Origin of the sequence: Porphyrobacter sp. AAP60 (genome assembly GCF_001296025.1) — a bacterium.
Taxonomy (GTDB): domain Bacteria; phylum Pseudomonadota; class Alphaproteobacteria; order Sphingomonadales; family Sphingomonadaceae; genus Erythrobacter.
The window spans coordinates 20,867-41,519 of sequence record NZ_LJHV01000009.1 but is presented as its reverse complement, the minus strand read 5'-3'; the positions used below and the strand labels follow the sequence as shown (position 1 = coordinate 41,519).

Below are 20,653 nucleotides of genomic sequence, written 5' to 3'. Positions count from 1 at the left end.
AGGCGGTCCGCGCATCAGGCTGGCGTGCGCATCGGTTTTGGCGTTGTGACCCCATTCTTGCGGAGAACCCATGCAGATCCTCTTCACCTCCACCCCGCCTGCCGCTGTCCGTCTGATCGCACGTGTGGTCAATCAGGGCGCTGCCCTTGCCGGGTTGGAACCGGCACTGGTCGAAGGCGCGGCGGCATCGCGCTTTACCGGACGCGCCGGGCAGGTGTTCGAAGGCTTTGCCAGCGTTGATGGCGCGGTCAAGCGGATCGCGCTGGCAGGGGCGGGCGAGGCTGACGGTGCTGACCGGCGGATGGATTGCGAGCGTGCGGGCGCGGCGCTGACAGCGAAGTTTCTGGTATCGACCGAAAAGGCGATGGTGCTCGATCTGGGGCAGGCGGGCCTGTCTGCCGATGAAGCGGCTGCCGTGCTGCTGGGCGTGCGCCTGCGCGGCTGGCGCCATGATGCCTACCGCACCAAGCTGGCCGCCGACAAGAAGCCGAGCCTTGAAACAGTCCACGTAACCGGCGCTCCCGAAGGCACCGAAGCCGCATGGGAACGCGAAGCCGCATTGGCCAAGGGCGTGGAATTCACCCGCACGCTGGTGACCGAGCCGGCCAACATCATCTATCCCGAAACCTTCGTTGTCGCCTGCCAGAAAGCCTTTGAAGGCACCGGGGCGGAAATCACCGTGCTGGGCGAAGCCGAGATGGAATCGCTCGGCATGGGCGCGCTGGTCGGCGTGGGGCGCGGGTCTGAACGTGAATCGAAACTGATCGCGATCCGCTGGAATGGCGGCGCAGCGGGTGACAAGCCGACTGTGTTTGTCGGCAAGGGTGTCACCTTCGATACCGGCGGCATTTCCCTGAAGCCGCCGCCGGGCATGGAAGATATGAAGTGGGACATGGGCGGTGCAGGGGCAGTCGCCGGCGCAATGCTCGCACTCGTCAGCCGCAAGGCCAAGGCCAACGTGATCGGCGTGATGGGGCTGGTTGAGAACATGCCCGATGGCATGGCGCAGCGCCCCGGCGATGTCGTCACCACCATGAGCGGGCAGACGGTCGAAGTGCTCAACACCGATGCCGAAGGGCGGCTGGTGCTGTGTGACGCGCTGCATTGGGCGCAGGAACAGTATGATGCAGCGCGGATCGTCGATCTCGCCACGCTGACCGGCGCGATGATCATTGCGCTGGGCAATGAACATGGCGGCATGTTCGCCAATGACGATACGCTGGCCGAGCAGCTGACCGCAGCGGGCAAGGCCACCGGCGACAAGCTGTGGCGGATGCCGCTGGGCGCGAATTACGACAAGCTGATCGATTCGCCGATTGCAGACATCAAGAATGTCGGCCCGCGCGAAGCCGGATCGATCACCGCGGCGCAGTTCCTGCAACGCTTCATCAAGAACGGCACCCCGTGGGCGCACCTCGACATCGCGGGCATGGTCTGGTCGAACAAGCCGGGCCACACCTGGGACAAGGGCGCGACGGGATACGGCGCGCGCCTGCTCGACCAGTTCGTGCGGGATGTGGTCGAAAAGTAAGGAGCGCGCCTCATGCCCAAGATGAGGCGCAAATCCGACCTGCCGACCAAGACCTGCCTCGCCTGCGGTTTGCCATTTGCGTGGCGCAAGAAGTGGGAGCGGGATTGGGACAATGTGAAGTATTGTTCCGACCGCTGCCGACGTTCTAAGTCCGCCTCATGAAACTTGATTTCTGGCAATATACTGATGATCCGGTCGAAAAGGTCGTCGCGCTGATCGCCAAGCGGGTGCTGGGGGAGGGCGCGCGGCTGCTGGTCGTGTCAGGCGATCCCGATCAGCGCGCTGCCATATCCCGCGCATTGTGGCAGGCCGGGCCGGAAAGCTTCCTTGCCAATGGCGAGGCAGATGCGCCGGGGGGCGAAGCCCAGCCGATCCTGCTGTCTGCCGAAATCAACGCGCGCAATGGTGCGACCCACCTGATCCTGGCCGATGGCGCGTTCCGCGATACCGACGCTTTTGGCCGCGTGTTCCTGTTATTCCCGCCCGATGCTGCCCCCGCCGCCCGGCAGGCATGGCGCGCGCAGGATGGCCGCGCGGATGTGGAGCGCGCCTATTTCGAACAGCAGGACGGGCGTTGGATGAAGAAGGGTTAGGGGCTTGCACCCTTCCGCGTGATCGGTGATGCTGCGTGACCTTGTGATTGGGGGACAAGCAAATGCGTAATTCGGGATTGGCGCTGGCAAGCGTGGCCGCCATGGCGCTTTCCGCCTGCGGGTCGGAAACCTCGGGCGAATTCACCACCGAAGAGGGCGACAAGGCCGAGTACACCATCGACAAGGATACTGGCGAAACCAGTATGACGATCAGGGGCGAGGATGGCACCGCCACCTTGCGATCGGGCAGCGATGTGCCGGTCAATCTGCCCGGCGGCTTCAGCCTGCTTGCGGGCACTAAGGTGGTCACCAGCACCGTGGTCAACCAGCCCGACGGGCAAGGCACGATGGTGATGTTCGAAACCGATGCCAAACCGGACGCGGTTATCGCGCATTACCGCGAACAGGCCAAATCGGCAGGGTTCGACATCGAATTGGAAATGAACACCAACGGCACCACAATGATCGCGGGCAAGCGCGAAAGCGACGGATCGAGCCTGTCAGTCACCGCTACCAGTGGTGAGCCGACCTCCGGCCAGATCATCATCGGCAGCCAGACAAAGCGCTGATCCCGCTTCGGGACGCCGTTTTTGCGATGCCAGCGCCCCGCGCGCTGCGCCTGTGCGCGGGCGCTTGCCATTTTGCAGCGCAACATCTACGGGCGCGGCCAATACCTCTTCCCTAAAAAGACGTTCACAGGAGCTTATCATGGCGGTTACCCGCACCTTTTCGATCATCAAGCCCGATGCCACGCGCCGCAACCTGACCGGTGCGGTCACCAAGATGCTGGAAGACGCCGGCCTGCGCGTTGTCGCGTCGAAGCGCATCCACATGACCCGCGAACAGGCCGAAGGTTTCTACGGCGTGCACCGCGAACGTCCGTTCTTCGGCGAACTGGTCGATTTCATGATGAGCGAGCCGGTGGTTGTGCAGGTTCTGGAAGGCGAAGACGCTGTTGCCAAGAACCGCGAAGTGATGGGCGCGACCAACCCGGCCGATGCCGCTTCGGGCACGATCCGCAAGGAACTGGCGCTGTCGATCGGTGAAAACACCGTCCACGGCTCGGACAGCGAAGAAAACGCCGCGATCGAAATCGCGTTCTTCTTCAAGCCGGAAGAAATCGTCGGCTGATTTTGTCGCCTGATGAAATGCGAAGGGCCGTCCCGTTTGGGGCGGCCCTTTTGCTATGGATGCCCTTGGCCCGCTCCGGCAAAGCGCGCCAATTGCGCCGAATGGGCGAGGTGGTGGCCGGTTTCGCTCGCCGCCATCTGCTTGCGCATGGCCGCCAAGGCTGTGGGCGTCAGGGTTAGGCCGAGATCGGCATAGCAGCGTGTGATCGCGCCCTCCCAGTCGTCGCCCAGTTCTTCGAAATCCAGCCGCGCCACCGGCCCCTTCCATCCCGCAAGCGCATCCGCCATCCGCGCCTCCCTCAGCGCGATCTTGTGTTCCCAGCGCGCCGTGATCGCCCCCAGATCGCAGGCGTCCGATTGCATCGCCATCTGGTTCGCGGCGAGTGATACGGCGCTGCGCAGCACGGCGCCATGTTCGCGGTGGGCGATCACCAGCCGGGCATCGGGGAAGGCGTCAAGCAGCGTGGCGAGGTCTTCGGCAAAGGCGGGCACCTTCATCACGCGGGGCCTGTCTGCCACCGCGCGCGAGGCGGCATCGGTGCGCAGAATGCGCGTCATTTCGTGGTAGATCGGGGCGGGATCGCGCCCCTCGCTCCAGGCCGAATAGGCCGGGATGTGCCACTGCGATTCGTAAATCGAATGGTGCAGCGCGGCGGATATCCACGCCAGTTCCTCCTCGACGGCAGCAGGCGCCATCGGGTGGATCGATTGCAGCCAGGGGTTGAGCATCCCCAGCATCGCCAGTTCCAGCGCCGCCTTTACCCGGTTCATCCCCAGCCGCGCCCCGTAACGCGGGGGCACCGGGTGATAGGCATCGCAATAACGGGTGTGCGAATGGCCCGGATCTGCGGCGAGCAGAGTGTGAATCCGCGTCGTCCCGCTGCGCATGTGGCCGATGACGATGATCGGCGCGGCCAGCGGCGTTTCCAGCAGTTCGGGCCGATCGCTCCACAAAGCGCCGAACGCCAGCCGGTTTTTCACCACCCGCGAAAGCTGCCCGAAGGCCATTGCCCGGCCCAGCGAGTTCAGGTTCGCCTCTGCCGCAATGCTGGCGCACAGCCGTTCCAGCCGCTCGCGGAAATCGGCGACGTCATCGCCGCTGCGCCCGCCATGCTCTGCTGCTGCGGCGCGCGCGCCATAGGGCTTGGTGGCCAGTGCCCACAGGGCATCCGGATCAAGATCTGGCGGGGACAACCAGCCGCGCTGCCATGCCTTGCCCAGAAAATCATTGGCCCGCTGCGCCATCGGCCCGCGCGCCAGCGGATGATCGCGGGGCGGGATAACGCGGGTTGCCATCAGAATTCGTCCGCGATGGCCAAGAAGCGCGTCAGCCGCTTGGGCGCGACGGCGCGCCAGCTGCGTTCCAGCCATGCGTCGATATCGCCCCAGTCGAGGTCAGGCCGGTCGAGCACGATGCCAACCCAGCCGCTCGCGCCGTAGAAGGCGGGCTTGAAATAGATGTCCGGCTGATCTTCAACGAGAGCGTTAAGTTCATCCATCCCGCCAGCCTTCACCAACAGCGCGATGCGATCATGGCCATGGGGACGATCGGAGAAATAGGCGAAATACTTGCCCGATTTGCCTGTGCCGGCACGGAAACCGGCCGACCCGAAGCTGTCCTGCTCGCAGGTTTCGGGCAGGGCAAGGGCACGCGCGCGCACCTGTTCCAGCAGCCACGCCGGATTGCGCCAGCGCGACACGTAATCGGCCACGGCGCGCGGGTAGAGCTGATGTTCGGCAAAGCGCACCCGTTCGGCAAGGCTGGCGGGCGTGTCACCGGGCGCGATGGCAACACGGGCCTGCGCCAGCACTTCGCCTGAATCGAGATCGGGCGTGACCAGATGCACGCTCGCGCCCGCGTGACTGTCTCCCGCTGCAATGGCGCGGGCGAAGGTGTCGAGCCCCTTGTATTTTGGCAGCAGCGAGGGGTGAATGTTGAGCATCCGGCCCGCCCAGCGCTCGACAAACCCGTCAGACAGGATGCGCATATATCCGGCCAGCACGATATATTCCGCCCCTGCCGCCAGTACGGCGGCTTCCATCGCGGTATCGTGCACCTCGCGGGTCATGCCCTTGTGGGGGTGGGCGAAGGTCGGCACGCCTTCCAGCGCGGCCAGTGCGAGACCGGGTGCGGCGGGATCATTGCTGGCGACCAGCACGACCTCGTAAGGCGCATCGCCGAGGCGGCTGGCATAGAGCAGCGCGGCCATATTGGTGCCCGCACCGGAAATCAGGACGGCGATTTTGGCTTTGTCTGTCATTGCGCCGTCCCCTCCTGCCGTTCGTGCTGAGCTTGTCGAAGCACTGCTCTTCTCTCGCGAGATAGAAAGTAAAGACGGCCCTTCGACAAGCTCAGGGCGAACGGAAGTGATTAGGCGAGGTGAGTCGCTTCCCAATCAGCCTTCGCAGCCCACGTTTCCACGCTGCCGCGCACGGTGCAGCCCTTGTCGCCCGATTCGATCGTGCCGACGGTGACGACAGTCTCGCCTGCCGCCTCCAGCGCTGCGGTAACATCGGCCACTTGATCGGCGGCAACGGCCAGCACCATGCCGACCCCGCAGTTGAAGGTGCGCGCCATTTCTTCGGGTTCGATATGGCCCTGAGCTTGCAGGAAAGCCATCAGCCGCGGCTGTTCCCACAGATCGGCATCGACCACCGCGTGCGCGCCATCGGGCAAGATGCGCGGGATGTTCTCCAGCAGGCCGCCGCCGGTGATGTGGGCCAGCGCGTTGATCTTGCCGGCGCGGATCAGCGGTAGCAGGCTCGACACGTAAATGCGCGTTGGTGCGATCAGCGCGTCGATCAGCAATTGATCCTGATCGAACAGGGCGGGGCGGTTCAGTTTCCAGCCCTTGTCCGCCGCCAGCCTGCGCACCAGCGAATAGCCGTTGGAATGGACGCCGGATGAGGCAAGGCCCAGCAGCACGTCGCCGGGGGCAACCTTGTCGCCGGTCAGCTGCTCGCCGCGCTCCACCGCGCCGACGCAGAAGCCGGCAAGGTCATAATCGCCCGCGGCATACATCCCCGGCATTTCCGCCGTCTCGCCGCCGATCAGCGCGCATCCGGCGATTTTGCAGCCTTCTGCAATGCCCGCAATCACCCGCTCGGCCACGCCGTTCTCCAGCTTGCCGGTGGCGAAATAGTCGAGGAAGAACAATGGCTCCGCGCCCTGCACGATCAGATCGTTGACGCACATGGCCACCAGATCGATGCCCACCGTATCGTGCCGGTCATGTTCGATTGCCAGCTTCAGCTTGGTGCCCACGCCATCATTGGCGGCCACCAGCAACGGATCGCTGTATCCGGCCGCCTTGGGATCGAAAAACCCGCCAAACCCGCCGAGTTCACTCGTCGCGCCGGGGCGTGCGGTGGCCTTGGCCAGCGGGGCGATGGCCTTCACCAGCGCATTGCCCGCAGCGATCGAAACACCGGCATCGGCGTAGGTGTAAGAAGAGTTCTTGGTGGTCATGCACGCCGCTTTAGCCTTTCGCGCTTGGAATTCCACTCGCGTTTGGGCAAAGGACAAGCGATTTTCCCCATGAGAGCGTCGCTTTCCCTTCCCGGCCATGGTGCCGCCCATTCCCGGCCCGTGCTGCGCGGCCTCGGCGGCGCTATGCTGGCGCTGGCGCTGCTGGGCGGCGGCTACGCTCTGGTGGCACAGGTTGCAGGCGAGCGCGGGATCGCGCCCACTGCCGCCAGTTCCGATATCGAAGTGCGCGGAATCAGCGTCGATGTGCAGGGCAAAAGTGCCGAGGACGCGCGCGCCAATGGCTGGCGCGAGGCGGTGCGGCAGGGTTGGGCCAAGCTCAAGGGGCCGAAACTGTCCGACGGGCAGCTGGACGGGATGGTATCAGCCATCGTGATCGAACGGGAACGACTCGGCCCCCGGCGCTACATCGCCACGCTGGGCGTCATTTTCGATCGCCAGCGTGCGGGCGGCTATCTCGGCGGGAAGACGCAGGCGAGCCGATCGGCGCCTTTGTTGCTGATCCCGGCAATGGAAAGCGGCGGCACCTTTGTTACTTTCGAACAGCGCACCCCGTGGCAGCGCGCCTGGGCCGAGTTCAACCCCGGCACCAGCCGCATCGATTATGTGCGCCTGAGCGGGGCAGGGGGCGATTCGCTGCTGGTCAATTTCGGGCAGGCGGGCCGCCGCAGCCGGGCATGGTGGCGATCAACGCTTGACCAATATGGCGCAACCGATGTGCTGATGGCGTTCGCGCGGATCGATCACCAGTTTCCCGGCGGGCCGGTCAGCGGCACGTTTACGGCGCGCTATGGCCCTGACAGCTTGCCGCTGGAGAGCTTCACGCTGAAGGCCGAAGAGCCGGACGGGGTGCCCGCGATGCTGGCACAGGCGGTCGAGCGGATGGATTCGGTATTTGCCAGCGCGCTGGCAGCGGGCAAGTTGCGGCCTGATCCGACTTTGCGAATGGGTTCGGGCGGAGAAGCTGACCCCGCGATCCAGCGGTTGATCGAGATCGGCCGCGCGATCCGCGCCCGCGATGCCGCAGCGGCGGCGCAAGCGGCGGCAGCAGCATCGGGCAATGCCCCGCGGATCGATTCGCAGCCTGTGACGGGCGTCGAACCGGGCGAGGCGCAGGTGCGGGTTGTCACAGTTCAGTTTGCCACCCCTGATGCCGGCGCGTTTGATGGCGCGCTGGGCGCGGTGCGCGGGGCTTCGGGTGTGCGCGCTGTCGGCGTGACCAGCACGGCCATCGGCGGCACTTCGGTGATGGCGGTAACTTATGCCGGATCGCTGGAAGAACTCGCTGCGGCGCTCGAAGCACGCGGTTTTGCCGTGCGGCGCGGAGCCAACGCGCTCGCCATCAGCCGCTGATCAGCGCGCGGCGATGAATGCCCCCCCTCCCTCACAGATTGCCCTGCCGCTTGCCACCCGCAAGGATAGCGCCGCGCAGCGGATCGTGATCGGCAATGCCAACGCACAGGTGATCGAAGCCCTGCAAACGCCCGAGCGCTGGCCGTTTCACGTTGCCGTGCTCAGCGGGCCGCCGCGTTCGGGCAAATCGCTGCTGGCGCGCTGGGCGCAGGGCCTCGCCGGGCCTGATCGGCTAGATGTAATCGATGATGCCGAAAGCGCCGATGAAACCGATCTGTTCCACCGCTGGAATGCGGTGCAGCAGGGCGGCGCGCGCGAAGGGGCGGCTTTGCTTCTGGTTGCGAATGTTGATGAGGAAGGCGATCATGCAGGCGGCGGCTGGCGCATTGGTTTGCCCGATTTGGCCTCGCGCATCGGCGGATCGCTGCTGCTGGAAATCGCCGCGCCGGATGATGCGATGGCGGGCGCGCTGATCCTTGCCCATGCGCAGCAGCGCGGTCTTTCCCTGCCTGAAGGCGCGGCCGAATATCTGGTGCCGCGCACCACCCGCAGCTTTGCCGCGATCGAAGCGCTGGTGGCAGTGATTGATCGCATCTCTCTTGAACGCCAGGCGCCCGCTACCATGTCTGTGTGGCGCGCGGCGCTCGAAGCCCTTCACGGCCCCGAACAGCAGCGCCTGATCTAGCGACGATTGCAATGATCGTCTTTTGGTGGGAATTGTGAGGGGCCATGTTTGAACGGCTGATCAGCTATCTGGAATCCGTGCGCGCACGTGACCCTGCGCCGCGTTCGCGCTGGGAGATCCTGCTTTATCCGGGCGTGTTGGCGCTGGGCTTCCATCGCATTGCGCATTGGTTGTTCGAAGCGAAGCTGTATTTTCTGGCGCGGTTTGTGAATCATTTTTCGCGCCTGATGACCGCGATCGATATCCATCCGGGAGCCACCATCGGCAGAAACCTGTTTATCGACCATGGGTTTACGGTGATCGGGGAAACGGCGGAGATCGGTGACAATGTCACGATCTACCAATGCGTGACCTTGGGCGGGACGAACCCCACCAATGGCAAAGGCGGCAAGCGCCACCCCACCATTTGCGACAATGTCATCATCGGATCGGGCGCGCAGATCATCGGGCCGATTACCATTGGTGAACGCGGGCGCGTGGGTGCCAATGCGGTCGTCACCGATGATGTGCCCGCGGGCGCAACCATGATCGGATTGAAGGCGCGTTCCACGCTGGTTCCGGCCGAGGACTGGATCAAGGAATTCATCCCCTATGGCACGCCCTGCGATGATCCCCCGTGCGACGATCAGGGCCGCCCGCGCCGCGATTGCGTGGAAAAACTCGAATCCGAAGTCGCCGCGCTGCGCGAGGAACTGGCGGTGATGAAAGCGATGCTGGCCGAACGCGCGCCGGTGGAGACCGAATTGCAGCGTAAAAACGGGACAGCGGATTGAAGGCGGGCGCTCAGGGGCCGGGCATGGCAGGGCAGGTGGTGGCCTTCCCCGCCCGAAATCCAGAGCAGGTCGGCTTCGAGCGCGCCGAATTGCAGCGCATCCTTGATCTTTATGGCCGGATGGTCGCCGCCGGGGAATGGCGCGATTACGCGATGGATTTCGATCGCCACGCCGCCACCTTCGCTGCATTCCGCCGCACGGCAGAAAAGCCCCAGGCGCGGGTGGAAAAGCGCCCGGCGCTGCGATCAAAACAAGGCATGTGGACGCTGTTCGGCGAACACGGGCAGGTGCTGAAACGCGGGCACGATCTGGCGAATGTGCTCGCGCCGATGGAACGGCGGCTGATGAAAGCGGTGGATTAGGTGCCTAAGCCGCCGGGCTGGCGTCCGCCACCGGCACAAAGGTAGGCTCCTCGGTCGCGGGCAGCATCGCTTGCAGGGCCGGCGGAAGCAGGGTCACCACCGCACGCCGGATCGGCTGCCAGAAGGCCGACAGACTGAGCAGGGCTGAACCGATCACCAGCGCGGTCAGCGCGAAGTTCAGCTCAACCGCGCCGAATTCCTGAAACAGGAACGTGAGCGCAAACAGCACATAGACCAGCGCCGAAACCAGCAGCGCCCGCCGGTCGGTCGCCAACGCGACGAGGCCGAAGGCGATGTAAACGCCGATGACGCCCAGAGCTGCGCCCATGCCGGGGTTATCCCCTTCGGTCACGCCCAGCAGCGCGAAGATCGGATGCGCGATCATGGGCGCGGCGGTGAGGTGGAGCCAGAAGGCGACATCGGAGCGGCGGGTGGTGCGCGCGCGATCAGACGTGTCCCAGCGCATCGCGAAGGCGAAGACCGCGATTCCTGCGACCAAAATAAGCGCAAGCATCACCTTCTCGCCAAGATTGTCGGGCCCGATTGCTGCGGCGAGAAGCGCAAGCACTGTGCCTGCAATCGCTGCCGTGCCTGCGGCAACGGTGATTGGCACCATGAAGCGCCGCCAGTGCAGCCACGCCGCACCCGCCGCAAACAAGGCGGCGCCTGCCACCAGAACTGCGCCGAGCGTGTCGCTTACGCGATCGGGGCCGCTGACCATCAGCATCACGCCGCCCACCGCCATTGCAAAGGTGCCGCCAACAAAGGCGAGGAGTAGGAGGATCGAAGGCAGCGCCATGCGCCGCTTGCGGGTGAAAAATTCGGCCAAAGGCCATGCTGCGGCGGCAATCAGGACAGCTGGAAACGACACGCCAAGCGCATCATTGAGCGCACGGCCGCGGCTCCAATCATCCATCGCCTGAGATGTCATGTTGGCATTGAAGTCAGACCAATCCGGCCTAGGCACGATGGCATCCGCCAGTGCCTGCCCGATCGCGCCAAGCGCGACCAGCAGGATCACGATCCCGATGCTGACGAAAATATCGTTGAAGCTGTTGAGCAGCCGGAAATCTTCTTCCGAAGCGTGCGGCAGATGGCGCATCCGGCTCATATGCGTCCGGAAATTCGCCGCCGCCTCGGCGCTCAATGCACCTGCGGCGACGGCGGAATTAAGATCTTCGTCGCTATACACCGGTCATCCCCCTGAAATTGCCGGAAGGATGACGCCGGTGTCTTAGCTTGTCAATACAGCTTGGCTCAGCCCCGCGCGCTGCCCGGGCCGGTGCCGGTGACCTTCTGCATCGCTTTCAGGATATTGCCCGATTGCTCGCTGCCCGATTGCGGGGCGGCAAGGTTGGTGAAGGCGTTGATCTCTTCCCAATGCGCGGCAAAGCCTTCGACGGTACGATCTGCTTCCGGCAGCCACACGGCATCGTTCATGACAGTCCACGAGGAGTGGAACCCGCCAGCCCCTGCGCCGACGATGGCGTTGGTCGGCGCGTCTTCGCTGACGAGGAACAGCGCGGCGGGCACGACATTCTCGGGTGCGAACAGCTTGAACGCTTCTTCGGGGAACAGGTCTTCGGTCATGCGGGTGCCTGCGACCGGCGACAGGGTGTTGCAGCGAATGTTGTACTTCGCACCTTCAAGCTGCAGCGTCTTGGTCAGGCCGGCAAGGCCAAGCTTGGCCGCGCCGTAGTTGGCCTGGCCGAAATTGCCGAACAGACCGGTCGAAGACGCGGTCATCAGCACGCGGCCATAGCCCTGTTCGCGCATGGTTTCCCAGCACGCCTTGGTGGCGAAAGCCGATCCGGTGAGGTGCACCTTTACCACGAATTCGAAGTCGGCTGGCTCCATCTTGATGAAGGTCTTGTCGCGTAGTACGCCGGCGTTGTTGATCAGCACATGGACGCCGCCCCACTTCTGCTTGGCGTCGGCGACCATCATTTCCATCTGTTCGAATTCGGTCACCGATCCGCCGTTGGCGATGGCTTCGCCGCCCATCGCTTCGATTTCGGCGACGACCTGCGCTGCGGCATCCGACGTGCCGGTGCCATCGCGCGATCCGCCCAGATCGTTGACGACAACCTTCGCGCCGCGCCGGGCGAGTTCGAGCGCATAGGCCTTGCCGAGCCCGCCGCCTGCACCGGTAACGATGGCGACCTTGTCCTTGAAGCTGATGGTCATGATGTTTCTCCTGTCCTTGATCTTTGCGGCTTCGGGCGGCGCGGTTTACGCCTGCGTAAAGCTGATTTGCGGGCGCTGCGTGGCACTTTCACGCGTGGCTTGCAACCGCCGAACTGACAGAGTGCGATGCCGTAGGGTCAGATTGCCGGGGTGAGACCCTTCAACGCGGGAATCAGCGCGTCAAACGAATCGATTACCGCGTCTGCGCCCAGATCATGCGGCGGCTTGTCGCAATAGCCATAGGCCGCCGCGATCACCGGAACGCCCGCCGCTTTCGCGCTGCGCACATCATAGGTGGAATCGCCGATGAACACAAAGCGGCCCCCTCCCGTCGCCGCGCGTGCAGCGATCACAGGGGCAGGGTGCGGCTTGGCGAGGTACTGCCCGTCGGGGCCTTTGCCCATGCTGTCCCCGCCGATCACGGTTTCGAAGGTGTCGATCAGATCCAGTTGGGTCAGGACAGAGCGGGCGAAGGCTTCAAACTTGTTGGTCACCACCGCCATCTTGACGTCCTGCGCCGCCAGTTCCGCCAGCACCTCGCGCACGCCGGGATAGGGCGCGGTGTGGACTGCATTATGGCCTTCGTAATAGGCCAGCATCGCCTTGTAGAGCCGCTTGAATTCGTCATCGGGCAGCCCGCCTTGCGCTTCGACCGCGCGCGCCAGCATGATCTTGGCTCCGCCGCCGATCAGATCCTTGCTGGTTTCCAGCGGCACCGCGTCTAACCCGCCCAGCACCAGCGCATGGTTCACCGCCGCGCCCAGATCGCGGAAGGTATCGAGCAAGGTGCCATCAAGATCGAAACCGATCGCGTCGAAAGGAATATCCGTCATGCCGGGGCGGGTGCCGCAAGCTACATCAAACCGCAAGCATTTGCTGGCAAGCGCAGGTTTGCTTACAGGGGCTATCATGACGACCACGACACATTCACCCGATCTGGCCTTCGCCGCTATCATCCTTGCTGCGGGCAAGGGCACCCGCATGAGAAGCGATACGCACAAGGTGCTGCACAAGATCGCCGGGCGGCCGATGCTGGACCATCTTATGGCGAGCGTGGCGGAACTGGGGCCGGAACGGCTGGCGGTAGTTGTCGGCGCAGGGCGCGAGCAGATCGAGAAGGCCGTGGGCACGCGGGCGACGACCTGCCTGCAGGAACCTCAGCTTGGCACCGGCCATGCCGTGCAGCAGGCCGAGGGTGCGCTGGCAGGCTTCGCCGGCGATGTGCTGGTGCTTTATGGCGACGTGCCCTTCGTCAAGGCTGCGACCATGCAGGCGATGCTCGAACGGCTGCACGCGGATGATACGCCTGCCGCGGTTGTGCTGGGGTTCGAGCCGGAAGATCCGCTCGCTTATGGCAGGGTGATCGCGGATGATGATGGCCGGATCGTCAAGATGGTCGAATACAAGGACGCGGACGAAGGCGAGCGGGCCTGCCACTTGTGCAATTCCGGCCTGATTGCCGCGCGCGCTGCCGATCTGTTCGCGCTGCTCGCACGGGTCGGAAACGACAATGCGCAGGGCGAATATTACCTGCCAGACATCGTCAACATTGCGATTGCTGATGGCAAACCTTGTGCGGTGATTGTCGCCGAGACAGCGGACGAAGTTGCAGGCATCAACAGCCGCGCCGAACTTGCGGCTGCGGAAGCGCGCTGGCAGGCGGCCCGCCGGGTGCAGGCGATGGACGAAGGTGCGACACTGATTGCGCCGGATACCGTGTTCTTTGCGCACGACACAGTACTGGGCCGCGATGTCACCATCGAACCCAATGTGTTCTTCGGCACCGGTGTGACCATCGCTGACAACGTGTTGGTCCGCGCCAACAGCCACATCGAAGGCGCGAAGCTGGCCAGCGGGGTCAAGGTCGGCCCGTTTGCCCGCCTGCGCCCCGGAACGGTGCTGGAGGCAGGCAGTTTCGTCGGCAATTTCGTGGAGGTGAAGAACGCGGTGCTGGGCGAGGGCGCGAAAGCCAGCCACCTCACCTATTTGGGCGATGCCACCATCGGCGCGGGCGCAAATATCGGCGCGGGCACGATCACCTGCAATTACGATGGCTATTTCAAATACAGGACCGTGATTGGCGAGCGCGCCTTCATCGGTTCCAACTCGGCGCTGGTCGCCCCTGTTACCATCGGCGCCGATGCCATCGTCGCGGCGGGCAGCACCGTCAGCCGCGATGTCGCGCCGGGCGAATTGCGGATGGTGCGCGCCGAACAACTGGTAAAAGACGGCTGGGCTGACCGCTTCCACGATGCGATGAAGAAGAAGAAAGCGGCGGAGAAGAAGTGAGGGTACCGCTGCGCAATCCCGCCTGTTTTACAGCAAGCTTGCTGGCGTTCGTGGCGGTGTTGGCAGGCTGTCAGGAGCGGGAGCGCGCAGACTCCAAATCGGCGGAGCCCGCAGCTGCACAGCCGTTTTCCCCTGATGATGCCAATAAAACCGTCATTGGCTCCGAACCGAAGGCCCAAGTGCCGTCCGATATTGGGCTGCCCGATGATGAAGCGCGCCTGATTGCGGCGCTGGATGGCGAAACACGGCGGATCGCGGCGGCGGCATGCAGGCAGGGTGAAGAGGCCATTTTCCACTGCAAGATCAGAAACGGAAAACCGCTCTCCATTTGCGCAACCAGGCAGGGCGAAGGTGAATATCGTTATGGCGGCGAAAACCCGGAACTGGTTCTGCAGGACGGGTCGTGGTCTGCCGACACATCCTGGGCACGGGGCGGCGAATCGCAGATCCGTTTCGTGAACGGTGACACCAGCTACATCGTGTTCAGCCGCATGGTCGCCACCAGCGTTGAAGAAAACGGCAGCGGGCCGGCAATCAGCGACGGCGTTATTATCGAGCGCAACGGTCGGCCGGGACGATTGCGTCTGTGCGAAGGCAAGCAGGCGGATATTCCGGTAAATTACAGCGCGGCACAGCGGGTGTTTGGCGAACCCGATGATCTCTATACAGGCCAGACAGCAGAGGCGGACACCATTGAGTAACTCACACAACTGCTGGCTCTGCACCCGCCCGCTGGGCGATATCGTGCAATGGCATCACCCTGTTCCCAAGGCCAAGAAGGGCAAGATCAAGGTGCCGATCCACCCGATCTGCCACAAGACCATCCACGCCAACTTCACCAACAACGAACTCGCCCGCATTGGCGATAATGCAGAAGCGATCCGCGACAATCCGGCGATCGCAAAATTCGTCGCCTGGGTGGCGAACAAGCCCGCCGATTTCGACGCGCCGACGCGGTAACGGGAACTTTCGAATGCTCCGCCGACTTGGAAAGTCGTAACCAAGGAGACACGCCATGAAAACCGGACGCTGGATCGCCGCCGGGGTCGCGCTCGCCGCAGTAGGAGCCGCCGCCGTGTATGCGCAAGCTCGCACGACAGAAGAACCCGAATTCGCTCTTGTCGCTGCGGAGGGCGATTTTGCGCTGCGCGATTACCCGCAGCTGGTCGTGGCCGAAGTCACCTCGTCAGGCGAACGCCAGCGCGCCAGCGGGGCCAGCTTCCGCAGGCTGGCTGCCTATATCTTCGGGCAGGATCGGCCCGAAGGCGGAGAAAGCATCGCCATGACCGCGCCAGTATTGCAGGAAGAAACTGCGCCCAATGAATGGCGGATGCGCTTTGTGATGCCGGCTAAGTACTCGCTGGAAACCTTGCCGCCCGCGCCTGCCAATATCGGTCTGACGCAGGTTCCGGCGCGGCGTATGGCTGCGATCCGGTTTTCCGGCAACGGATCGGGCCGCGATCTGGCCCTGATGGAAGCCCGTCTGCGCGACTGGCTGATGGGGCAGGGCCTGATGCCAGCGGGCGAGGCGGAGTATGCCTTTTACGATGCCCCGATGGTGCCCGGCCCGCTGCGCCGCAACGAGGTTCTGATCCCCGTCGCGGCGCAATAGCACGGTCTGATCACGCGTCAGGCGTCCTGCATGCGTGTCTTGTCGCTGGCGGCATCGCCACCCGTAGCGATATAATCGCGTTCCCACTGGGCAAACTCGCTGCGGCTCAGCAGGTAGCGGTTGCGCGCTTCGGCAAAGCTGATCGCTTCATCGCGCACGGCCCGCACCACTTCATCCTTGCGCGCCTTGGACCAGTGGACGCGGTGATTGCGCGGCAGTGCGTAATAGCTCTTGATCGCATCGGCGATCGAAACGTTGTTGGGGTAGGCCATCGGTCTGTTCCTCTTCGCATGTGCTCGTCATCGCCCCCGATGGACCCAATGTTGACGGGCAGACTTAACGAGTGGCTGCGAAAGATGGTTAAACTGGCGTTGATGATCCCTCCCGTTCCGCTGGTGCGATGAACCGAGGGCAAAGTGTCGGGTTGTTTTACAGGCAGTTGCGTTGCCTTCCGCGACTAACGCAAAAAGGGGCGGTTCCGTGGTGGAACCGCCCCTTTGAAAGTCCTTGGCCGAAAGGTGTTTACCCGCCGGTCGCAGGCCCCATCAGGCGCTGCATCAGGTAGACATATTGCAGCGCCTGCAGCTTGGCGCGCTGTTCGTTATCGACCCCGCCGGAATGGCCGCCGGTGGTATCTTCGAAGTAATAATAGGGCTGGCCCAGTTCCTTCAGCTTGGCAGCTCCCTTACGCGCGTGGGCGGGGTGGGTGCGATCATCCGCGGTCGATGCCCACAGGAAGGGCGAGGGGTAATCCACCCCGGCCACGATCTTCTGGTAGGGCGAATAGCCATCGATCCATGCGCGCTGTTCGGGAATGCGCGGATCGCCATATTCACCGATCCACGAAGCCCCGCGTCCGATCAGGTGATAGCGCACCATATCGAACAGCGGGATCTGCACGATCGCCGCGTTCAGCAGGTCGGGGCGCTGGGTGAAGAAGGTGCCCACCAGCAGACCGCCTTGCGAGCCGCCCTGAATGCCGAGATGCTTGGGGCTGGTGAAGCCGCGCTTCACCAGATCCTCGCCCACCGCGATGAAATCGTCCCAGGTGCGCTGCTTGTTTTCGCGGATCGCGGTCTGGTGCCAGTTCGGCCCGAACTCGCCGCCGCCGCGCAGGTTGGCGAGCACATAGGCGCCGCCCTTTTCCACCCACAGCTTGCCGGTCGAGCCGAGGTAGCCCGGCAGGCGTGCAATCTGGAAGCCCCCGTAACCGGTCAGCAGCGTGGCGGTGGAGCCATCCAGTGTCATCCCCTTGGGCTTGACGATGAAGTAGGGGATTTGCGTCCCGTCCTTGCTGGTCGCCTGATGCTGTTCAACCTCCATGCCTTCGGGCACGAAATAGGCCGGGCTGGTCTTCAGCACCTGTGGATTGCCCGCCCCATCGTCGTAATACAACGTCGTGGGATTGAGGAAATCGCTGACCGTATACATGATCTGGTCGGTCTCGTTCGAAGACGCAGCAATGCCCAGTGTGGCATTATCGGGCAGCGGCACCTGCTTGCTGACCCACTTGCCGTCTTCGAAATTGAACTGCAGCACCTTGCCGACGACGTTGTCGAGCAGCGTCACGAACAGCGCGCTGCCTGTGATCGATCCGCCCTGCTTGGTCTGCCGCTCGCCCGGCGCCCAGACCAGCGTTTTCTTCGCGCCGTTCGGGTTGGCTTTCCATTCCTCCAGATCGACCGCGATCAGGCTGTCGGCGGGGAAAGTCTGGCCGTCCACCGTCCAGTCTTCATCGGTGGAATAGAGCAGGTGGCCATCGACGATCCCGTAAGGCGATGCCTTCTTGGGAATATCGAGCGCAAGCCACTCGCCATCTTTCTCGACGAAGTAGAGGCTTTCGTGGAAGCTGACACCGCGGAAGGCGGTGCGTGCGTGGATGGTGCCGGTGTTGTCGCGCAGCAGGCTGGCGCCCGCCCACACGTCGGTCGGTTCGCCGCGGAAGATTTCAGGCGCCTCGGCAATCGATGTGCCGCGCATCCACACGCGGCTGGTGAAGGGGTATTCGCTGGCGGTCAGCGTGCCTTCGCCAAAGCCGCGCCCAACCAGCAGCGTGTCTTCATCGATCCAGCTGATGCCGCCTTGGCTTTTGGCATCGAGCACAAAGCCGCCTTCGACGAACTGCTTGGTCGACGTGTCGAATTCACGCATGATGGTGGCATCTTCACCACCGTCAGACAGCGCGATCATGCACTTGGTGTTGGCGGGCGGCAGGCAGGTCGAGCCCTGATAGACCCATTCCTTGCCCTCGGCCTTGGCGAGTGCGTCGATATCCAGCACCACTTCCCATTCCGGCTTGTCGGTGCGATAGCTTTCCAGCGTAGTGCGGCGCAGAACGCCCTTCGGGTTCGCCTTGTCCTGCCAGAAATTGTACAGGCCATCGGGGCGGAAGCTGACGAATGGGATGCGGTCTTCGCTGTCGAAAATCGCCAGCGCTTCGGTCTTCAACTGGGCATAGCGCGGATCGGCTTCAAAGGCGGCCAGCGTGCGCTCGTTCTCCTTGGCGACCCATTCGAGTGCCTCGGGCGAGCGGGCTTCCTCCAGCCAGATATAGGGATCCTGTTCGGGGCCGGGGATGGGGGCTTCGGCCGCAGGTTCCTGAGCGGCTGCGCCAGTGGTTGCGGTTACGGTCATTGCGAGTGCCAGTGCGAAAGTGGAGACAAGTTTCAAGCGTCCTCTCCTCAAGGGAATGTGCTGGACGGTGTTGTGCCGAGGGTGAGGCGCAAAGGGAAGGGGGCAGAAACAAAAAGGGCGAGCCATTGGCCCGCCCCTGTTTCTCGTTGGTCGATTGATGCCAAGGTTACCCCTCGACGTGCTCCGCCAGCACGGTGAGGCCCTTTTCATTGACCTCGGCAAAGCCGCCGCGCACCTGGATGATTTCCGGCGCTGCGTTCGCTGTGGCGAAGACCTGAACGGCCCCGTCGCGGATGGTGCTCATGAAGGGCGCGTGACCCTCCAGCACGCCGAATTCGCCCTCGGTGCCGGGGACGACCACCATGTGGACGTCTTCCGACCGGACGAGCTTGGCGGGGGTGACGAGTTCGAAGTGCAGTGCCATTTTGTGTTCCAATCCCCCTCCCGCCTGCGGGAGGGGCAGTGAGACTTGCGAGCTTGCTCGCTAGTCGCAGCGGGGTGGGCCTTTTCGGCCCATTCCCACACCCGACCCCTCCCGCAAGCGGGAGGGGAGCTTGATTACGCCTCTTCGGCCATCTTCTTGGCCTTTTCGACCGCCTGTTCGATCCCGCCGACCATATAGAAGGCCTGTTCGGGCAGGTGATCGTACTCACCATCAACCACCGCCTTGAAGCTCTTCACGGTGTCTTCGAGCTGCACGAACACGCCCGAAATGCCGGTGAAGACTTCCGCGACGTGGAAGGGCTGCGAAAGGAACTTCTGCAGCTTGCGCGCGCGGGCGACGATCAGCTTGTCCTCTTCCGACAGTTCATCCATCCCGAGAATGGCGATGATGTCCTGCAGGCTCTTGTACTTCTGCAGGGTTTCCTGAACGCGGCGGGCGGTTTCGTAATGCTCGTTGCCGACGACGCGCGGTTCGAGAACGCGCGAGGTGGAGTCGAGCGGGTCAACCGCCGGGTAGATGCCAAGCTCCGAGATGGCGCGGCTCAGCGTCGTGGTCGCGTCCAAGTGGGCAAACGAAGCAGCAGGCGCCGGGTCGGTCAAATCGTCCGCGGGAACGTAGATCGCCTGCACCGAGGTGATCGAGCCCTTGGTGGTCGAGGTGATGCGTTCCTGCAGCTTGCCCATGTCGGTCGCAAGCGTCGGCTGATAACCCACCGCCGAAGGAATACGGCCGAGCAGCGCGGACACTTCCGAGCCCGCCTGCGTGAAACGGAAGATGTTGTCGACGAAGAACAATACGTCCTGACCTTCCACGTCGCGGAAATATTCAGCCATCGTCAGGCCCGAAAGAGCGACGCGGGCGCGGGCACCCGGGGGCTCGTTCATCTGGCCGAAAACGAGTGCCACCTTGGAGCCTTCCGAGGTCGCATTGCCATCGGCGTCCTTGGCAATAACGCCAGCGTCGAGGAATTCGTGGTAGAGATCGTTGCCTTCGCGGGTGCGTTCACCCACACCGGCGAAGACGGACACGCCGCCGTGGCCCTTGGCGATGTTGTTGATCAGTTCCTGGATCAGCACGGTCTTGCCAACGCCCGCGCCGCCGAACAGGCCGATCTTGCCACCACGCGCATAGGGCGCGAGCAGGTCGATCACCTTGATGCCGGTGACGAGGATCGCCGCATCGGTCGACTGGTCGATGAACAGCGGGGCATCGGCGTGGATCGGCATGGTGCTGTCCGCACCGATCGGGCCGCGTTCGTCGATCGCTTCGCCGATCACGTTCATGATCCGGCCGAGCACCTTGGGGCCGACAGGCACAGAAATCTGCGCGCCGGTGTTGACGACTTCGGTGCCGCGCACGAGACCTTCGGTCGCGTCCATCGCGATGGTGCGAACGGTGTTTTCGCCAAGGTGCTGGGCGACTTCGAGCACCAGCGTCTTGTCGCCATTGCGGGTTTCAAGCGCGGTGAGGATCGCGGGCAGTTCCCCTGGGAAATGCACGTCGACGACAGCGCCGATGACCTGGCTGATGGTGCCATTGGTGGTCTGGTTGAGAGCGGGGGCGGTGGCCATT

General features: G+C 63.7%; 23 protein-coding genes. 13 read left to right on the top strand and 10 right to left on the bottom strand.

Annotated elements, in window-relative coordinates:
- Positions 1 to 70 precede the first annotated feature (70 nt).
- From IP79_RS09625 to ndk, 5 genes are all read left to right on the top strand, one after another.
- Positions 71 to 1,531 (top strand): leucyl aminopeptidase, encoded by a 1,461-nt coding sequence (locus tag IP79_RS09625; protein WP_054119089.1) that lies wholly within the window; start codon positions 71 to 73, stop codon positions 1,529 to 1,531.
- Positions 1,532 to 1,543: 12 nt separating this feature from the next.
- Positions 1,544 to 1,693 (top strand): DUF2256 domain-containing protein, encoded by a 150-nt coding sequence (locus tag IP79_RS15220; protein ID WP_082337149.1) that lies wholly within the window; start codon positions 1,544 to 1,546, stop codon positions 1,691 to 1,693.
- Positions 1,690 to 2,124 carry a DNA polymerase III subunit chi gene (locus tag IP79_RS09620; protein WP_054119088.1) on the top strand — a complete coding sequence of 145 codons (435 nt, stop codon included), beginning with the start codon at positions 1,690 to 1,692 and terminating at the stop codon, positions 2,122 to 2,124. Before IP79_RS15220 ends, IP79_RS09620 begins: the two co-directional genes overlap by 4 nt.
- Positions 2,125 to 2,186: 62 nt before the next feature.
- Positions 2,187 to 2,693, top strand: coding sequence for a hypothetical protein (locus IP79_RS09615; RefSeq protein WP_054119087.1), 507 nt, complete (start codon positions 2,187 to 2,189; stop codon positions 2,691 to 2,693).
- A gap of 139 nt (positions 2,694 to 2,832) precedes the next feature.
- A complete protein-coding gene (gene ndk, locus IP79_RS09610; protein ID WP_054119086.1) occupies positions 2,833 to 3,255 on the top strand; it encodes a nucleoside-diphosphate kinase in 423 nt (140 codons plus the stop codon).
- A 53-nt stretch (positions 3,256 to 3,308) separates the two neighbouring features.
- On the opposite strand, the gene IP79_RS09605 is transcribed toward ndk, so the two are convergent.
- From IP79_RS09605 to purM, 3 genes are all read right to left on the bottom strand, one after another.
- Positions 3,309 to 4,550 carry a sulfotransferase family protein gene (locus IP79_RS09605; RefSeq protein ID WP_233994161.1) on the bottom strand — a complete coding sequence of 414 codons (1,242 nt, stop codon included), beginning with the start codon at positions 4,548 to 4,550 and terminating at the stop codon, positions 3,309 to 3,311.
- On the bottom strand, positions 4,550 to 5,515 hold the full coding sequence (gene purN, locus IP79_RS09600) for a phosphoribosylglycinamide formyltransferase (RefSeq protein WP_054119085.1): 966 nt from the start codon (positions 5,513 to 5,515) through the stop codon (positions 4,550 to 4,552). Before purN ends, IP79_RS09605 begins: the two co-directional genes overlap by 1 nt.
- A 110-nt stretch (positions 5,516 to 5,625) precedes the next feature.
- Complete coding sequence (gene purM, locus IP79_RS09595; protein ID WP_054119084.1) at positions 5,626 to 6,723, bottom strand: phosphoribosylformylglycinamidine cyclo-ligase; 1,098 nt, start codon at positions 6,721 to 6,723, stop codon at positions 5,626 to 5,628.
- 69 nt (positions 6,724 to 6,792) lie between these two features.
- Between purM and IP79_RS09590 the strand changes: the two genes are divergently transcribed.
- Genes IP79_RS09590 through IP79_RS09575 form a run of 4 tightly spaced genes read left to right on the top strand, consistent with a single transcriptional unit; the run spans position 6,793 to position 9,914 of the window.
- Positions 6,793 to 8,094: a hypothetical protein gene (locus tag IP79_RS09590; protein ID WP_054119083.1), complete on the top strand. Its 1,302-nt coding sequence runs from the start codon at positions 6,793 to 6,795 to the stop codon at positions 8,092 to 8,094.
- 13 nt (positions 8,095 to 8,107) lie between these two features.
- Positions 8,108 to 8,779, top strand: coding sequence for an HdaA/DnaA family protein (locus IP79_RS09585; protein ID WP_054119082.1), 672 nt, complete (start codon positions 8,108 to 8,110; stop codon positions 8,777 to 8,779).
- A 44-nt stretch (positions 8,780 to 8,823) separates the two neighbouring features.
- Positions 8,824 to 9,552, top strand: a complete 729-nt coding sequence (epsC, locus tag IP79_RS09580; protein WP_054119081.1) for a serine O-acetyltransferase EpsC — start codon at positions 8,824 to 8,826, stop codon at positions 9,550 to 9,552.
- Between the two features lie 23 nt (positions 9,553 to 9,575).
- Complete coding sequence (locus tag IP79_RS09575) at positions 9,576 to 9,914, top strand: DUF2794 domain-containing protein (protein WP_054119080.1); 339 nt, start codon at positions 9,576 to 9,578, stop codon at positions 9,912 to 9,914.
- Positions 9,915 to 9,918: 4 nt separating this feature from the next.
- On the opposite strand, the gene IP79_RS09570 is transcribed toward IP79_RS09575, so the two are convergent.
- From IP79_RS09570 to IP79_RS09560, 3 genes are all read right to left on the bottom strand, one after another.
- Positions 9,919 to 11,106 carry a hypothetical protein gene (locus tag IP79_RS09570; RefSeq protein ID WP_054119079.1) on the bottom strand — a complete coding sequence of 396 codons (1,188 nt, stop codon included), beginning with the start codon at positions 11,104 to 11,106 and terminating at the stop codon, positions 9,919 to 9,921.
- Positions 11,107 to 11,171: 65 nt separating this feature from the next.
- Positions 11,172 to 12,101: an SDR family NAD(P)-dependent oxidoreductase gene (locus IP79_RS09565; RefSeq protein ID WP_054119078.1), complete on the bottom strand. Its 930-nt coding sequence runs from the start codon at positions 12,099 to 12,101 to the stop codon at positions 11,172 to 11,174.
- Between the two features lie 137 nt (positions 12,102 to 12,238).
- Positions 12,239 to 12,934 carry an HAD-IA family hydrolase gene (locus IP79_RS09560; protein ID WP_054119077.1) on the bottom strand — a complete coding sequence of 232 codons (696 nt, stop codon included), beginning with the start codon at positions 12,932 to 12,934 and terminating at the stop codon, positions 12,239 to 12,241.
- A gap of 76 nt (positions 12,935 to 13,010) precedes the next feature.
- Between IP79_RS09560 and glmU the strand changes: the two genes are divergently transcribed.
- From glmU to IP79_RS09540, 4 genes are read left to right on the top strand one after another with little or no spacing between them, the layout of a single operon-like run.
- Positions 13,011 to 14,390: a bifunctional UDP-N-acetylglucosamine diphosphorylase/glucosamine-1-phosphate N-acetyltransferase GlmU gene (gene glmU / locus IP79_RS09555; RefSeq protein WP_054119076.1), complete on the top strand. Its 1,380-nt coding sequence runs from the start codon at positions 13,011 to 13,013 to the stop codon at positions 14,388 to 14,390.
- Complete coding sequence (locus IP79_RS09550) at positions 14,387 to 15,091, top strand: hypothetical protein (RefSeq protein WP_156318241.1); 705 nt, start codon at positions 14,387 to 14,389, stop codon at positions 15,089 to 15,091. Before glmU ends, IP79_RS09550 begins: the two co-directional genes overlap by 4 nt.
- Positions 15,084 to 15,350 carry an HNH endonuclease gene (locus IP79_RS09545; protein ID WP_420705626.1) on the top strand — a complete coding sequence of 89 codons (267 nt, stop codon included), beginning with the start codon at positions 15,084 to 15,086 and terminating at the stop codon, positions 15,348 to 15,350. The genes IP79_RS09550 and IP79_RS09545 overlap by 8 nt, the downstream gene beginning before the upstream one ends.
- A 55-nt stretch (positions 15,351 to 15,405) precedes the next feature.
- Positions 15,406 to 16,002 (top strand): SOUL family heme-binding protein, encoded by a 597-nt coding sequence (locus IP79_RS09540; RefSeq protein WP_054119073.1) that lies wholly within the window; start codon positions 15,406 to 15,408, stop codon positions 16,000 to 16,002.
- Between the two features lie 17 nt (positions 16,003 to 16,019).
- On the opposite strand, the gene IP79_RS09535 is transcribed toward IP79_RS09540, so the two are convergent.
- The 4 genes from IP79_RS09535 to atpD form a co-directional block, all read right to left on the bottom strand.
- On the bottom strand, positions 16,020 to 16,274 hold the full coding sequence (locus IP79_RS09535) for a DUF1153 domain-containing protein (protein WP_054119072.1): 255 nt from the start codon (positions 16,272 to 16,274) through the stop codon (positions 16,020 to 16,022).
- Positions 16,275 to 16,524: 250 nt separating this feature from the next.
- Complete coding sequence (locus IP79_RS09530) at positions 16,525 to 18,636, bottom strand: prolyl oligopeptidase family serine peptidase (RefSeq protein WP_054119071.1); 2,112 nt, start codon at positions 18,634 to 18,636, stop codon at positions 16,525 to 16,527.
- Between the two features lie 166 nt (positions 18,637 to 18,802).
- Positions 18,803 to 19,060 (bottom strand): ATP synthase F1 subunit epsilon, encoded by a 258-nt coding sequence (locus IP79_RS09525; protein ID WP_054119070.1) that lies wholly within the window; start codon positions 19,058 to 19,060, stop codon positions 18,803 to 18,805.
- Between the two features lie 134 nt (positions 19,061 to 19,194).
- Positions 19,195 to 20,652 (bottom strand): F0F1 ATP synthase subunit beta, encoded by a 1,458-nt coding sequence (atpD, locus tag IP79_RS09520; protein WP_054119069.1) that lies wholly within the window; start codon positions 20,650 to 20,652, stop codon positions 19,195 to 19,197.
- Position 20,653 lies beyond the last annotated feature (1 nt).

What these genes read in the sequence shown, in the direction of transcription:
- IP79_RS09625 (WP_054119089.1), top strand. Translation starts at nt 71, where the DNA reads ATGCAGATCCTCTTCACCTCCACCCCGCCTGCCGCTGTCCGTCTGATC.
- IP79_RS15220 (WP_082337149.1), top strand. Translation starts at nt 1,544, where the DNA reads ATGCCCAAGATGAGGCGCAAATCCGACCTGCCGACCAAGACCTGCCTC.
- IP79_RS09620 (WP_054119088.1), top strand. Translation starts at nt 1,690, where the DNA reads ATGAAACTTGATTTCTGGCAATATACTGATGATCCGGTCGAAAAGGTC.
- IP79_RS09615 (WP_054119087.1), top strand. Translation starts at nt 2,187, where the DNA reads ATGCGTAATTCGGGATTGGCGCTGGCAAGCGTGGCCGCCATGGCGCTT.
- ndk (WP_054119086.1), top strand. Translation starts at nt 2,833, where the DNA reads ATGGCGGTTACCCGCACCTTTTCGATCATCAAGCCCGATGCCACGCGC.
- IP79_RS09605 (WP_233994161.1), bottom strand. Translation starts at nt 4,550, where the DNA reads ATGGCAACCCGCGTTATCCCGCCCCGCGATCATCCGCTGGCGCGCGGG.
- purN (WP_054119085.1), bottom strand. Translation starts at nt 5,515, where the DNA reads ATGACAGACAAAGCCAAAATCGCCGTCCTGATTTCCGGTGCGGGCACC.
- purM (WP_054119084.1), bottom strand. Translation starts at nt 6,723, where the DNA reads ATGACCACCAAGAACTCTTCTTACACCTACGCCGATGCCGGTGTTTCG.
- IP79_RS09590 (WP_054119083.1), top strand. Translation starts at nt 6,793, where the DNA reads ATGAGAGCGTCGCTTTCCCTTCCCGGCCATGGTGCCGCCCATTCCCGG.
- IP79_RS09585 (WP_054119082.1), top strand. Translation starts at nt 8,108, where the DNA reads ATGAATGCCCCCCCTCCCTCACAGATTGCCCTGCCGCTTGCCACCCGC.
- epsC (WP_054119081.1), top strand. Translation starts at nt 8,824, where the DNA reads ATGTTTGAACGGCTGATCAGCTATCTGGAATCCGTGCGCGCACGTGAC.
- IP79_RS09575 (WP_054119080.1), top strand. Translation starts at nt 9,576, where the DNA reads ATGGCAGGGCAGGTGGTGGCCTTCCCCGCCCGAAATCCAGAGCAGGTC.
- IP79_RS09565 (WP_054119078.1), bottom strand. Translation starts at nt 12,101, where the DNA reads ATGACCATCAGCTTCAAGGACAAGGTCGCCATCGTTACCGGTGCAGGC.
- IP79_RS09560 (WP_054119077.1), bottom strand. Translation starts at nt 12,934, where the DNA reads ATGACGGATATTCCTTTCGACGCGATCGGTTTCGATCTTGATGGCACC.
- glmU (WP_054119076.1), top strand. Translation starts at nt 13,011, where the DNA reads ATGACGACCACGACACATTCACCCGATCTGGCCTTCGCCGCTATCATC.
- IP79_RS09540 (WP_054119073.1), top strand. Translation starts at nt 15,406, where the DNA reads ATGAAAACCGGACGCTGGATCGCCGCCGGGGTCGCGCTCGCCGCAGTA.
- IP79_RS09535 (WP_054119072.1), bottom strand. Translation starts at nt 16,274, where the DNA reads ATGGCCTACCCCAACAACGTTTCGATCGCCGATGCGATCAAGAGCTAT.
- IP79_RS09530 (WP_054119071.1), bottom strand. Translation starts at nt 18,636, where the DNA reads ATGACCGTAACCGCAACCACTGGCGCAGCCGCTCAGGAACCTGCGGCC.
- IP79_RS09525 (WP_054119070.1), bottom strand. Translation starts at nt 19,060, where the DNA reads ATGGCACTGCACTTCGAACTCGTCACCCCCGCCAAGCTCGTCCGGTCG.
- atpD (WP_054119069.1), bottom strand. Translation starts at nt 20,652, where the DNA reads ATGGCCACCGCCCCCGCTCTCAACCAGACCACCAATGGCACCATCAGC.